Annotated in this window: 12 protein-coding genes and 1 pseudogene; 12 read left to right on the top strand and 1 reads right to left on the bottom strand. The window is 58.0% G+C overall.

Annotation, left to right across the window (positions count from 1 at the left end; all coding sequences use genetic code 11):
- Positions 1-66: 66 nt before the first annotated feature.
- The 12 genes from HT136_RS24195 (at position 67) to HT136_RS24140 (ending at position 12,627) form a co-directional block, all read left to right on the top strand.
- Positions 67-1,257, top strand: coding sequence for a TerD family protein (locus HT136_RS24195; RefSeq protein WP_214202412.1), 1,191 nt, complete (start codon positions 67-69; stop codon positions 1,255-1,257).
- 57 nt (positions 1,258-1,314) lie between these two features.
- On the top strand, positions 1,315-2,418 hold the full coding sequence (locus HT136_RS24190) for a DUF475 domain-containing protein (protein WP_214202433.1): 1,104 nt from the start codon (positions 1,315-1,317) through the stop codon (positions 2,416-2,418).
- Between the two features lie 238 nt (positions 2,419-2,656).
- Positions 2,657-3,235, top strand: coding sequence for a TerD family protein (locus tag HT136_RS24185; protein WP_214202411.1), 579 nt, complete (start codon positions 2,657-2,659; stop codon positions 3,233-3,235).
- 60 nt (positions 3,236-3,295) lie between these two features.
- Complete coding sequence (locus HT136_RS24180) at positions 3,296-3,877, top strand: TerD family protein (RefSeq protein ID WP_214202410.1); 582 nt, start codon at positions 3,296-3,298, stop codon at positions 3,875-3,877.
- A gap of 114 nt (positions 3,878-3,991) precedes the next feature.
- A complete protein-coding gene (locus HT136_RS24175; protein WP_246544357.1) occupies positions 3,992-5,275 on the top strand; it encodes a VWA domain-containing protein in 1,284 nt (427 codons plus the stop codon).
- A gap of 41 nt (positions 5,276-5,316) precedes the next feature.
- On the top strand, positions 5,317-6,330 hold the full coding sequence (locus HT136_RS24170; protein WP_214202408.1) for an ATP-grasp domain-containing protein: 1,014 nt from the start codon (positions 5,317-5,319) through the stop codon (positions 6,328-6,330).
- Positions 6,327-7,457, top strand: a complete 1,131-nt coding sequence (locus tag HT136_RS24165) for a S1C family serine protease (RefSeq protein ID WP_214202407.1) — start codon at positions 6,327-6,329, stop codon at positions 7,455-7,457. The genes HT136_RS24170 and HT136_RS24165 overlap by 4 nt, the downstream gene beginning before the upstream one ends.
- A 10-nt stretch (positions 7,458-7,467) precedes the next feature.
- Positions 7,468-8,523: a DUF4236 domain-containing protein gene (locus HT136_RS24160; RefSeq protein ID WP_214202406.1), complete on the top strand. Its 1,056-nt coding sequence runs from the start codon at positions 7,468-7,470 to the stop codon at positions 8,521-8,523.
- Between the two features lie 73 nt (positions 8,524-8,596).
- On the top strand, positions 8,597-9,871 hold the full coding sequence (locus tag HT136_RS24155) for a phosphoribosyltransferase domain-containing protein (protein ID WP_214202405.1): 1,275 nt from the start codon (positions 8,597-8,599) through the stop codon (positions 9,869-9,871).
- A gap of 4 nt (positions 9,872-9,875) precedes the next feature.
- Positions 9,876-10,610, top strand: coding sequence for an HAD family hydrolase (locus HT136_RS24150; RefSeq protein WP_214202404.1), 735 nt, complete (start codon positions 9,876-9,878; stop codon positions 10,608-10,610).
- A gap of 8 nt (positions 10,611-10,618) precedes the next feature.
- A complete protein-coding gene (locus HT136_RS24145; RefSeq protein WP_214202403.1) occupies positions 10,619-11,722 on the top strand; it encodes a cysteine protease StiP family protein in 1,104 nt (367 codons plus the stop codon).
- Positions 11,719-12,627, top strand: coding sequence for an HpcH/HpaI aldolase/citrate lyase family protein (locus HT136_RS24140; protein WP_214202402.1), 909 nt, complete (start codon positions 11,719-11,721; stop codon positions 12,625-12,627). The genes HT136_RS24145 and HT136_RS24140 overlap by 4 nt, the downstream gene beginning before the upstream one ends.
- 134 nt (positions 12,628-12,761) lie before the next feature.
- Here the strand turns inward: HT136_RS24140 and tnpC are convergent.
- Positions 12,762-13,994, bottom strand: a pseudogene (tnpC, locus tag HT136_RS24135) (IS66 family transposase); the annotation flags it as partial.
- Positions 13,995-14,092 lie beyond the last annotated feature (98 nt).

Raw genomic sequence — 14,092 nt, 5'->3', positions numbered from 1 at the left:
GGTCACGCCATACCCCGGGGCGCATTAGCGTCCCGGGACGATATCATTTGCATTAGGGGGACTTCCATGCAGCTTCAGCGTGGTGAAAAGCGCGGCCTTTCTGATCTTGGAATCCAGGCTCAGTGCACAGTGAAAATCGACTTTGGCCTCGACGGTGTCGACATCGCTGCCTTCGGTCTCAACCAAGCCAAGCAGATCGGCGATGACCGATACGTGGTCCTTTTTTCGAACACGGCATCTCCTGAAGGGGCGATCCGTCTGACCCCCTATTCAGATACCGCCAGCTTCAACCTCGATCTCGACAAGCTGCCAGCCTCGATCGATCGCATCGTCTTTACGGCTACCCACGACACGCGCCCAATCTCTGAGGCGCGGCCACTGGTTGTATCTGTCGATGGCAACAAGGCCGTCTTCAACGTCGCCGAGCATCTCACTACCGAAAAGGCAGTGATGATGTGTGAGATCTATCGCCATTCCAGCGGCTGGAAGCTTGGCACCATTGCTGCCGGATTCGCAGGTGGCCTAGCGGCCCTCATAACGCATTTTGGGGGCGAGGTGGCCGATGCGCCATCCCCAGCTCCTGTGCCCTCTCCTGCACCTTCGTTTGCGCCGACACCTGCCTCTCCGCCGCCTCCTGCAGCGCCGACGCCAGCACCGGTGTCCCTCAAGAAAATCACCCTTGAGAAATCCAACTCAACGGTGAGCTTGAAGAAGACCGGTGCGAGTTTCGGAGAGATCGTTCTCAACCTCAACTGGAACCAGGCAACAACGCGTGGTTTCTTCGGCGGAACGAAGAAGCTGGATCTCGATCTTGGTGTCCTGTTCGAGATGCAGGATGGCTATTGCGGCGTAATCCAGGCACTCGGCAATACCTTTGGCGACTTCAATGTCGAGCCGTACATCGAACTCTCCGGCGACGATCGCACCGGAGCAGTGGCTGCCGGTGAAACGATCCGGGTCAATGGTCGCCATTTTGACCAAATCAAGCGGCTCGGTGTGTTTGCCTTGATTTATGAGGGCGCTCCGAACTGGCAGCAAACCGACGGCGTCGTTCGGATGAACATTCCCGGCCAACCCGAGATCGAAGTTCACATGAACGAAGGCCGCAATGATAAGCGCCTATGCGGCGTCGCAGTCATCGAGAATGTTCGAGGTGAACTGCAGATGAAGCGTCATATGAAATATTATCCCAGCCAGAAGGGCTTTGCCGATGATATCGGCCTCTACATGAACTGGGTAGGCGCGACTAAAGACTAAGCTGCCACATCTCTATGCAGGCAATCGCCTGACAAGTTCCTATTATATTTGGGGTACATCATGAAGCATTTTACCGGATCGATCGTGTTTACGATCATCTGTCTCATCGCGGCCGGCGCGCTCGGCTACTCTGAGAGCGGCCTGATCGGGCCTGCTCTTTCGATGGTTTTCCTCGCCGGCGTTCTGGGCGTGATGGAAACGTCGCTCAGCCTCGACAACGCTGTCGTCAACGCCTCTATCCTCAAGGATATGGATGAGAAGTGGCAGCGCCGCTTCCTCACCTGGGGTATTCTCATCGCCGTATTTGGCATGCGGATCATCTTCCCGATCGTGATCGTGTCCGTCGCTGCCTGGGTATCCCCAATCGAAGCGACCCGTATCGCCCTTTCCGATCACCAGCTCTACGAAGAAATCGTGACTGGTGCCCACATCGGCATTTCAGGTTTTGGTGGGGCATTCCTGATGCTCGTCGGCCTGAGCTTCTTCTTCGACACTGACCGTGAGCATCTGTGGCTGAGCTTCATCGAGAAGCCCCTGGGCTTCATCGGCAAGATTCCCTTCGCCCCCTATGCGACGACCGCTCTCATCATTTGCGGCCTGTCTTTCCTTGTCGGCCCGGCCGAACAGAAGACTTTCCTGATTGCCGGACTTTCCGGCGTCGCCACCTATTTCGCCGTTCAGCTGTTCGGTGACATGATGGGCGGCGAAGAAGACGAAACCACCGGCAAGGTGGTTCGCTCAGGCGCTGCGGCATTCGTTTATCTCGAATTCCTCGACGCATCCTTCTCGTTCGACGGCGTCATCGGCGCCTTTGCCATTACCAACAATATCATTCTGATCGCTCTGGGGCTCGGCATCGGCGCCATGTTTGTACGCTCAATGACGGTTGCGCTGGTTCGCGGCGGCCATCTCTCCGAATTCCGCTTCCTTGAGCCTGGCGCATTCTACGCCATCCTCGCGCTCTCCGTGATCATGCTTCTGAGCATTCGCATCGAGACCCCTGAAGTTGTCACCGGCCTCCTCGGCGCCGCAATCATCGGCGTTTCGCTCTGGGCATCGATCAGCCACAAGAAGCGCTACCCTCACGAATACGAGGAAGACGGCGAGGTCGAAGCGATCCTGCCGACCGGGAACGTCGTTCCTAACCTTCACAACGTCTGAATTACATCCGGCGAGATAATTTTCATCTCGCCGGAGCCCCCAAGCTCAGGGTTCGAAGTCATGGCAATGATGCCAGAGGCCCTGCGGGTTAGGGTTTTCAAGCTACCCTCGCTGCGCCCCCTTCGGGGCAAACATCGCAATCGCATTCAAGCCCTAGCTTGACCAAAATTCGAGGTGCGCTCGTCAGACTTCGCCTCGCAAGCATTCTACCTCCAATATACATGGAAAGGACTACCTCATGGCAATTTCACTTTCGAAGGGCGGCAACGTCTCGCTTTCCAAGGAAGATCCCGGCCTCGACGAAATCATGATCGGCCTTGGCTGGGACGCCCGTGCGACCGATGGCCAGGACTTCGACCTCGACGCGTCGGCCTTCCTCCTCGCCACCAGCGGCAAGGTGCGCAGCGATTCTGACTTCGTGTTCTACAACAACATGAATGGCGCCGGCGGTGCAGTGGCTCATCAGGGCGACAACCGCACCGGCGAAGGCGAAGGCGACGATGAACAGATCGCCATCACCCTGTCGAAGCTTCCGGCCGACATCGACAAGGTTGCGATCGTCGTGACCATCCACGAAGCCGAGCGCAAGAGCCAGTCCTTCGGCCAGGTCTCGAACGCATTCATTCGCCTGGTCAATGTCAAGACCGGCAAGGAAGTCGTCCGCTACGACCTGTCGGAAGACGCATCGGTCGAGACCGCGATGATCCTTGGCGAAGTTTACCGTCACGGCAACGACTTCAAGTTCCGCGCCGTCGGTCAGGGCTTCAAGGGCGGTCTTGGTCCGCTTGCCACCAACTACGGCGTCAGCGTCGGCTGATCCCAATCCGGGGGGCACACGCCCCCCGGTTCCCCTACCATCTCGCAGGACAGAAATTTCATGGCAGTATCACTCGTCAAAGGCGGCAACGTCTCGCTTTCCAAGGAGGCTCCGGGCCTCACCTCTGTTACCGTCGGTCTCGGCTGGGACGTGCGCAAGACCGATGGCCAGGCCTTCGACCTTGACGCCGCAGCCTTCATCCTCGGTGATAACGAGAAGGTCATCTCGGACAGCCACTTCATCTTCTACAACAACAAGACCTCGCCCGACGGCTCGGTCGAACATGGCGGCGACAATCGCACCGGTGAAGGCGACGGCGACGACGAGACGATCAAGATCGACTTCGCCAAGCTTCCCGCCAATGTGAAGAAGGTCGTGATCGCCGTGACCATCCACGAAGCCAAAGAACGCGGACAGAACTTCGGATCGGTTTCGAATGCCTTCGCACGCGTCGTCAATGATGCCGATGGCAAGGAACTGGCTCGCTTCGATCTCTCGGAAGACAGCAGCACCAACGGCGCGATGATCTTCGTCGAGCTCTACCGTGGCACCGCCGGGGACATCAAGGTGAAGGCCGTCGGCGAAGGCTGGGAGAACGGCTTGGCCGGTCTCGCTAGCGCCATGGGCGTCAACCTGGGCTGATCAAGCCAGAGCGGCGCCTCCAGGCTCCGCAAAAGTCGGACCGCCGGGCTGCAGTTGTGGCCTTGGCGGTCCACTCATTTTTGCATGCGATAAGGAACTGAAATCTTGAAGGCGATGACCCCCGGCGAGAAACGCGCCATTTCCGATCTCACTTCCAGCCGCGACATTGAAATCCTAGTCGCGCATGAGCCCGCCGAAATCGATATCGTCGCATTCGGTCTCGATGCAAATCGCAAAATTGCAGACGACCGATACACCATCCTTTTCAGTAATGAGCGCAGCCCCGAAGGCGCTCTTTCATATTCCAAGACCGACAGCGCGACAAAACTCGTCATCGGTCTCGATCGGCTGCCCGCCTCGATCGACCGAGTTACAATCACTGCGACACACGACAGCCTTCCCCTGCGTTCTGCGCAGGCGCTTTCTGTTCAAATTGGTAGTGCGGCTCACCTCGATTGCAAAGCCAATTTGGCAGACGAGAAGGCTCTTATGCTCGTCGATCTCTACCGTCATGGCGGCGACTGGCGCATTGGCGCGGTTGTTCAGGGCTTCTCCGGCGGCCTTGCAGACCTAGTGCGCCACTTTGGCGGCGAAGTCGAAGAAGCCCCAGCTCCCTCGACAGCAGAGCCCCAGGCCCTGCCCTCTCCCAGTCCAGCGCCAGTGTCTCTCAGCAAGGTCGATTTGCGCAAGAACAAGGTTGGCGTTTCGCTAAAGAAGCTCGGCATCGAGAACGAGCAAGCAGAGGTATCCGTCATCATCGATGCCAGCGGCTCGATGGGACATCTCTACGGTGATGGAACCGTTCAAGAGACGGTTGAACGGATTGCTCCAGTCGCCCTTCGGCTCGATCATGATGGCACAATGCCAACGTGGTTCTATGCCTCGAAATGCAAACGTGTCGAGGATCTGACCGCCAACAATCTTGATGGTTTCGTCTCTCGCACTTGCCCTTCGCCTGGCGCCAAGATCAGCAGTGAGCCAACCTCGATGAAGGACATTATCGACGGCTCGCGCCGATCCACTGGCGCCTCCATCGGCTACGGCAACGATGAGCCGACTGTCATGAACGCCATTCTCGCTCAAGAACCTCCGCATCGCACCACGCCTCTCCTTGTCATCTTCATCACCGATGGCGGTATCACGCGCTCAAAGGCGATCTCGGAGATCCTTCAGCGTGCATCAAATAGGCCGATTTTCTGGCAGTTCGTGGGCGTTGGCCGGGCCAATTATGGCGTCCTCAAAAAGCTCGACACCCTCACTGGCCGCATTGTGGACAACGCCGGCTTCTTTAGCGTCGACGATCTCTCACAGATCAGCGATGACGAGCTATATGACCGCATCCTTTCCGAATTCCCGCAGTGGCTGAAAGCCGCACGCTCACACGGCATCCTCGCCTGACCCCTGCTCGCCACACCGGCCTCCCATTTTCAGGACCCAAAATGCGCATCTGGTTTAATCGCGGCTTCTCTCTTGCTCCCATCGCCAAGGCTATGATGGCCGCTGACCCTACCCTTGAGGTGTTCGTCAGCACAGGGGCAGGTTTGCCCATCTATGAAGGGCCTACCCAGACCTGGGTCGAACCGAAACTGGACGATCAGGCATATCTGGATTGGGTCTGCAGCCAGATCACAGAACATGCGATCGACGTGTTCGTACCGACAGCACGCCGGCATCTCTTCGCCTCCGCCGATATGCCATGCAAGGTACACCTGCCTGCTGACATCCCAACGCTTGATCTGCTGGAGGACAAGTTCCTGTTCGCCAAGGAGCTGGAAGCTGATGAGATCCACCTTCCAACCATTTGCGCCCAGACCAAGGGCGAACTGGTCGAGATCCTGGCTGAGTTTCGTGCCGCCTATCCAGACATCGATCCCTGCGTGAAACCACGGCTGGGCGTGAATGGGCATGGTTTTTGGACTTTGTCCAAGACTGTCAGTCCGCTCGCTCACCTGATGAACCCGGATGCACGACGAATCCGTGAGGACCTCTTCATTGCGGCCCTCGCAGCGGAGGAAGAAGAGGAACGAGTGATACGCCCTCTGGTGCTCATGCCATTCCTCCCAGGGCCCGAAGTCTCCTTCGACGTCCTTGCCCACCGGGGCGCCATTCTCAAGTATGTCGCTCGTACCAAGGAAGGCACTCGTCAGCGTCTGCAGACGTCTCACCCTCTCGAGGCAGCAGCCAAGGCCCTCGTGGATCGCTTCTCGCTTCATGGGATTGTCAACGTGCAGTTTCGACGCGCAGAAGACGCCTCCTGGAAGGCGCTCGAGATCAACTCTCGCCCAGCCGGCGGATCGGTTTACGGTGAGCCCTTCGGGACCCAGCTGATTGGCGACTGGGGAGGCCTGCTCTCGGGGCGTTTGGCCCCGGAACAGGTGTCTAAACCAACCCTCGATCTCAATCTCGAAATGGCGACTGGTCTGCGCGAACTCAGCAGTAAGCGTGCTGCATGACACAGCTCCAGTCCGGACAGAGAATCGACGTTCCTCCACGCAGCGGCGCTACGATACGCTTTGACGGACAGGATGCTGCACGGGTAGCGCTAGCGGCCATCTCCCCTGACGGACGGGTGACGGCATTCGCTGAGGTCAGTGCGGGCGAATGGTTCCTATCCGCTTTCGAAGAGGCTGGTGAGCGATACGATATAGTCGCGTATATTACCGACGATCGCCATGGTGGCTTCGTCAATTCCGCCTATCCCGCGAAGGTTGAAATCGCGGGCACTGCGTATGACTTTCCCGCCCCTGTGCAGCAGTTGGCCGCCGTTATCCTGGGCGAAGTCTACCTCAAAGATGGGAAACGCCGCCTCAAAGTCTCAAACGAGGGTTTCACCTTCGGGATCGATGCATACCTTCGGGCAAAGCAGTTGTCTTCGATCACGATCCCTCATCGCAACCGACCCTCACCGCTTCCCGGAGGTGGCCCCTCTCCGAACGAACGAAACCGTCCTAACCCAACACCAGGCTCCGCACTCGCCAGCGGAAGTGGGGTAATTGTCGGCCCGGATCTGGTCGTAACCAATGCACACGTGATTGAAGGTGGCAGCACTTTCCAACTTGGACGCACACGCAGCACTTTGACACCTATTACTGTAGACGAAGGCCACGACCTGGCTTTGCTCCAAGGGTCCGTAACCGGTACGCCGCTGCCCATCCGCCTGCCAAACCCTCTCTGGCTTGGCGAAAGCATCATGGCGTCTGGCTACCCCCTCATGGATGTATTGGGGGCAGATCTGAAGGTCACAATGGGGAACGTCTCAGGCCTGACCGGAAAGTCTGGTGATGTCTCACGTTTTCAATTCACCGCGCCCATTGCCTCAGGTTCCTCGGGGGGCGCAATCATCGACGAGTATGGAAACCTCGTCGGGATCACGTCCGCATCACTTGCTCATGAGAGCATGCGGGAGCGCGGGAGCATTTCGGAAAACGTCAATTTCGGGATCCGTGCCTCGCTAGTCTTCGAAATGGCTGCAGCCGCCGGCATGCCACTTCCGTCGATTGCCAGTCTCAACAACGGCAGCCGCCGAGATGCTGTCGATCGTCTTCGCCACGCCGTTATCAGCATCATCGTTATCGCCTAAGGAGGATTGAATGGGTTTCAGATTTTCCAAGCGCATCCAGATCATGCCGGGCGTGCGGCTTAACCTTTCAAAGAGCGGGGCATCCTGGAGCCTTGGACCTCGCGGGGCCTCTGTCAGCGTCGGAAAACGCGGCGTATATGGCAATGTCGGCCTCCCCGGCACAGGATTAAGCTGGAGGGAGCGGCTTGATCGTCCCAGCGGCCGTTCATCGACAAGCGCCTCCACCCGGAACGCTCCATCGATGCCCTCAACCGTGTCAGCACGGCTCGTGGATAATCAAATTCAGCTTTTTGACGGCAACGACTATCCGTTGGACCCAAGCCTCATTTCTGCGGCGAAATCTGCCATGAAGGAAGAGATTCGAGCCTTCCTTCATGAACATGAAACCGAACGCAATGGCTTCATCGACAGTCTGAAAACACTGCATCACGACGTGCCTCAAAGTGTCCGTCAGGCAGTAGGTCCAGCCAATGGAAAGCCTCAACGTGAGCAGTTTGCCTCGCAAGGCGATTTCATGGCCGCCTTGATGACCTGGAATGCTGACCGGGCAAATGCTGGCTGCGACGATGATCATATAGCTGAAGCGCTCTTGCAAGCCCTCGGTGAATTGCAGTGGCCAGCCGAGACCAATATTGCAATTTCCCTTCAGGGCGGCCGCCTGCTTCTCGATGTCGATCTGCCAGAAATCGAGGATATGCCCACTAGTCGATGGAAGGCCCTCATCTCCAAGATGAGCCTCGAAGAGAAGCCTATATCCCAGAAGGATATCTGCACCCTCTATCGTGATCATGTCTCATCGATCATGATCCGGCTCATCGGCCATTCTATGGCAAGCTCAGGTGCAATTCAATCTGTCGGCATATCCGCTTACACCCAGCGTGCGTCAGCCACTGGCCATGTAACGGACGAATATGTCGCATCCGTCACGGTTACACGAAGCGCTTGGAATGGGATCAATCTTCCTAAAATACATGAGATTGATCCGGACAATCTTCTACGCCACTTTGGTGCCAAGCTAGAAGCGAATGCCCGAGGCAAACTGCTCACGCAGACGCCTCTGACTTAGCTCGCCAATCACGGTGCGAGGACCAGATTGAAATGGCTCGGAATCGCAGATTCCAAACATATTAGGAAATGCCATGAACGCTTACAGCGACGCTGTTCGTAATGCCCTTAAGAATGATCCTGACGTCATCACCATCGGCGAGGTAGCTTCAGATGCCTATGCCCTGAAAGCTGCGAGCACAGGGAAAACCCGACTTTACGGCTACATCGGTGAGACTCAGACCCTTGAGGTGCCCCTGGCGACTGGGCATTTGAAGCTGTCTGTAGAAAACGGTCCTGAGATCGATGACTATTGCGACTTCGCAGCGCGCGCCAACCCGAAGCGCGGTTTTCTGATCGTTTCGAAAGTTCTCGGCCGTCACCTTCCAGCCAGGCCTGATGCCATGCGCTCGACAATGGCTGATCTTGCGCAATCCTTGCCGGCCGATCTTCCCCAGCCGATCGTCTTCCTGGGGATGGCAGAGACTGCGACTGCACTGGGCCAAGGCGTCTTCGCGGCCTATCAGGCACTTCATCCTTCGTCTTCGTCGATTTACCTTCAGACCGCACGACAAACGGTGCACGATGCAATGACGATCGCTCGGTTTGAAGAAGGCCACAGCCACGCCACATCGCACCTCGTTCAGGTCTGCGATGCCAACCTTGCTGACATCGTCAAGTCTGCCCGAAGCCTCGTCATCATCGACGACGAAAGCAGCACGGGGAACACTTTCGTATCGGCCGCGGAAGGAATTCTACCCGCTATGCCGATGCTCGAGCGGATCGAAACCTGTTGCATCACAGACTGGAGCGGAGGGGCTTACCTCGCACGTATGCCCCGTTCAAGTCAGCGCCATTCCATCCTTTCTGGCTCTATGGAATGGACGGCTGGATCGACTATGGCGCCTCCCAAACTTGCAGCAGGCTCGAATGGTTCCGGTACGGCGCCAGCTGGGGGGATGCGTAGCCGATCGGGGTTGCGTCGGCCCGAAGCATCTTCAAGACCGCCAGTCAATTGTCACCCTGGCGAAAGGATTCTCGTCCTTGGAGACGGAGAACACTCCTACGAAGCTCTCCTCATAGCCGAAGAGATCGAGACTCAAGGAGGCCTTGCAGCAGTGCAGAGCATCACTCGCACCCCTGCCATCCTTGGTGATGCTATGGCGACTGTTTCGCAATTCACAGATGCTTATGGGTCCGGCGCGCCTTGTTTCCTTTACAACATCCTCGCGCATGAACCGGGCCGAATTCTTGTAGCTTCAGAAATCTTGGATCGTCAGATCGACGAGGGAAGAAAAGCCGTGCTGGAGCTCGGCGCTGACATCCCAGTCGAGATGATCCTTTGCTCCTATCAAGACGAGACCCGATAAAGCCATGCTGATCCTTACGGACCTCGACGACACTCTTTTCCAGACTACCCGCAAGTGCCCCGCAAATGCCGGCGACCTGCTAGCTATGAGCTTCCTCGTTGACGGGGCGGAAAGCGGCTATGCTACCACTCGCCAGCAGCGCACATTGACGTGGCTCAGCACCGGTCAGGTCGTACCCGTGACCGCTCGTGACCGGGACGTTCTTGCCCGGGTGAACATCAACCAGGCACCCGCAATCTGCGCCAACGGAGGCTGCGTCATCGACAAAGATGGTCAGGTCGACCAACACTGGCATGACATCCTCAAGGAGCGCGCCTCCAAAGACACTGCTGTCCGCGCAGTCTATGATGCCGCCACTGCCACTCTCAATACCCAAGAATTCCGGCACTGGATCGTAACGGAGGGCGACCTTGATCTCTACATCGTAATCAAGAGCAATACTGACGATGCTGGAGCCTCTCTTGCAGACCTCGAAGCCACGCTCAGCTGCGACCTTCCGACCGGATGGCGAGTGCATCGCAACGGCAACAACCTGGCATTCCTTCCGCCCTGGCTCAACAAGCGTGAAGCCGCCCGGTATCTCATCGAAAAGTTCCGCGACGAAGACACCCATCTGCCTGTTGTAGGCATTGGGGACAGCCATTCCGATGTTGGTTTCATGGACCTGTGTGACTTCGCAATGACACCGACCAGCTCCCAGCTCTGGCAGCACGTCACCTCCAACAACGCCTGGTGCTGAGGACATCAATGATCACTACTCTCGAAACCCACATCACCCCATTTTCCGGCACCTATGATCTCAGCGATGTCCAGATCCTGCTGAAGCCAGCTCGGATTCTTTCAACACCGGTGGCCGAGAAGGAAAAGCTCATCCAATCCGGCGCTGCGCACTACTCGGAAATGCTTTCATCCGAATCCGTGCCTGATGAGCGCTACATGCGGCTCTACCGGGTTGCGCTTGCGCGTAATGCCTCGCGCCTCAAGATGGATGTTCACCACCTGGCTCGGCGGATAGCTAGCCGCCCCGAGACCAAGAACGAGTGCGTGATTGTATCGCTTGCACGCGCTGGTACGCCGATCGGTGTCCTGCTGAAGCGAGAACTCGAACGAACGGGCGTCCAGGCCCACCACTACTCTGTCAGTATCATCCGTGGGCGCGGCATCGATGAGAACGCGCTGCGATACATCAAGGAACGCCATGGCACCGAAACTGCGGTCTTCGTAGACGGTTGGACCGGCAAGGGAGCTATCACCAAGGAACTGGTTCGATCCCTGGAAACGAGCGACCTTGGCTTCAAACCCTTCCTGGCCGTGGTCGCCGATCCTGCGGGCTGCGCGCACCTCGCGGCAACCACGGAAGACTATGTCATTCCAAGCGGTCTCCTCAATGGAATCGTTTCTGGCCTGATCAGTCGATCCGTTCTTAACGACACCGTCGTCGGGCCGGGCGACTTTCACGCCTGCCGCTTTATGTCTGAGCATGGTCCCCATGACATCAGCTCGGAATTCATCGAATGCGTCGAGGCTTCACCTCTCACACCCAATCGCAAACCCGACTGGAACCAGAGCCGGGCGCAAGTTGCAAAAGCAAACTGCGAACAGCTCCTTGCCGATCTGATGGCCGAAACAGGCGTCAGTGATGTAAACCGGATCAAGCCGGGCATCGCCGAGGCAACGCGAGCCATTTTGCGGCGTGTGCCAGACCGGCTCTATGTCAGCGACCTGGAAGACCCCGAGATCCAGCACCTTGTGCATCTCGCCACCCAAGCTGACGTGCCGATCGAAGAACGTGATCTTTCGACCTACCGCGCCGTCACCATCATAAAGAAAGTCGGAGGCGACCAAGAGTGAGCGCAATCGCTTTGGGGGCAACCCTTTACGTCCCTGTTCTTCGTTCCAATCTCCTCGACGTCGTGTCGGGGAGCAATCCTGATCTTCGCTCAATAGTCGTCTGCCTGGAGGACTCGCTCCGGGATGATCAGGTCGAAGAAGGACGAAATAGCTTCGTCCAGTTTCTTTCGCGCATGGAAACGCTCGGCAACCGAATCACGGTCTACGTTCGCCCCCGAGATATCCAGATGCTGCATTGGATGCTTGCCCTTCCCAACATCAATGCAATCGACGGCTTCGTTCTCCCAAAGGTCGAAACCTCCAACATCTCCCAGTGGCTCGCGCCCATGACTGCCCACGATCACAAGTTCATGCCCACGATCGAGGGAGCAGAAGCATTCGACCGTGTTGCTCTCGAGCAGCTCTGCCGACAACTCATGCCATTCCAGGAGCGTGTGACGGCAATTCGCATCGGCGGAAATGATATTCTGAACGTGCTTGGCGTGCGCCGATCAAAGAACCGCTCCGCTTACGACGGCCCGCTTGGCAACGTTATTCGCGACATGGCAGCGACGTTCATACCGGCAGGTTTCGCCGTGGCAGCCCCTGTTTTCGAGCACTATTCATCGCTCGAATTGCTGCGGGAGGAAGTCGAGCAGGACCTCGAACACGGGCTCCTCACGAAGACCGCTATCCACCCTTCGCAGATCCCCATCATTCACGATTGCTATCGACCCAGCGCCGATGAAGTTCAGGAGGCTCGCTCAATCCTCGACAAGGATGCCCGGGCTGTCTTCGCTTCGGCTGGGAGCATGTGCGAACCGGCGACCCACCGGCGCTGGGCTGGGAACGTCATTGCACGCCTGCAACAATTTGCATTGAGCGATGACGAGGACGACAACTTGGCTACCATCATGGTTGCATGATCTGAACGCCTGATCATGCTGTGAGTGAGGTGTCTGTTTTCCAATGAATCTAACAAAACAGACACCTCCTCAACCAAATTTTGCTACGTTCCGGATCACCAGCCCGGCTAATCTGAAAGCCGTAAGCGATGTTCTCAGCCCACGGCGGTCCAGGGCATGAGTTCGCCGAGGGCGTTGGCTGGGTGACCATTTGCTAGCCTGGTGAGTGTTTCGGTCATCCATGTGTGTGGATTGACGCCGGCGATCTTGCAATTCTCGATGAGCGTGGCGATCACCGCCCAGTTATCGCCGCCCTCGTCGGAGCCGGCGAACAGGGCATTCTTCCGATTGATCGCGAGCGGACGGATCGCGCGCTCGACGACGTTGCTGTCAAGGTCAACGCGGCCGTCATCGAGGAAGCGTGAGAGACCATCCCAGCGGGTGAGCGCGTAGCGGATCGCTTCGCCGAGCTTGCTCTTGGCGCTGACCTGACGGTTCCGGGCATCGAGGTAGTTGTGCAGGTCATTGACGATGATGCGGCTGCGTTCGTCACGGACCTGACGGCGTTGTTCGGCGGGGTTGCCGCGTATCTCGTTCTCGATGACGTAGAGCGAGGCGATGCGGCGAAGTACCTCGGTGGCGACCGGCGATGTATCGGCGAGCTCGTAGAATTTGCGGCGCACGTGCGCCCAGCAGAACGCGAGGCTGATCTCCTTGCGGCGCCTGGCGAGCGCGGCATAGCCGCCATAGCCATCGACCTGCAGGATGCCCGCAAAATCGCCGAGATGCGCTTGTGCCCGTTCGCCCTTGCGGTCGGCGGCATAGACGTAGGCGACCATCGGCGGATCACCGCCGCCCCAAGGGTGATCGTCGCGGGCATAGGCCCATAGCTGGCCGGTCTTGGTCCGTCCGCGGCCCGGATCGAGTACCGGCGCGGTGGTCTCATCCGCAAACAGCCGTTCTGATCGTCGTAGTCGCTTGAGGATGTGATCGCGCAAGGGACGCAGGTACCATGCTGCCCGGCCGACCCAGTCTGCCAGGGTGGATCGATCAAGCTGGATGCCTTGCCGGGCGTAGATCTGCGCCTGGCGGTACAGGGGTAGATGATCGGCATACTTGGCGATCAGCACCTGCGCGATCAGCGCTTCGGTGGGAATGCCGCCCTCGACGATCCGTGCCGGTGCCGGGGCCTGCACAACGGCGCTCTCGCACGAGCGGCAGCCGTAGCGTGGGCGGCGGGTGACGAGGACGCGGAAGGTGATGGGCACGACGTCGAGGCGTTCGGCCACGTCTTCACCGATCTGGTGGAGCGCCCCGCCACAGCAAGGGCAAGCCCGGATGCCATCGACCTCTTCCACATGTGGAGCGGCGTGCAAAATTGACCCCCTTAGCGGGGTGATCGGCGTCTAAAATTGACCCCCTTCATCTCATTGTGAGAAGCGCCGCCGTTTGGGTTCCGAACGGCGGGTACAGGGATGTTGGTTGT

Source organism: Novosphingobium profundi, from assembly GCF_018491765.1.
GTDB classification, from domain to species: domain Bacteria; phylum Pseudomonadota; class Alphaproteobacteria; order Sphingomonadales; family Sphingomonadaceae; genus Novosphingobium; species Novosphingobium profundi.
This window is presented reverse-complemented; position numbering and strand designations above follow the sequence as displayed.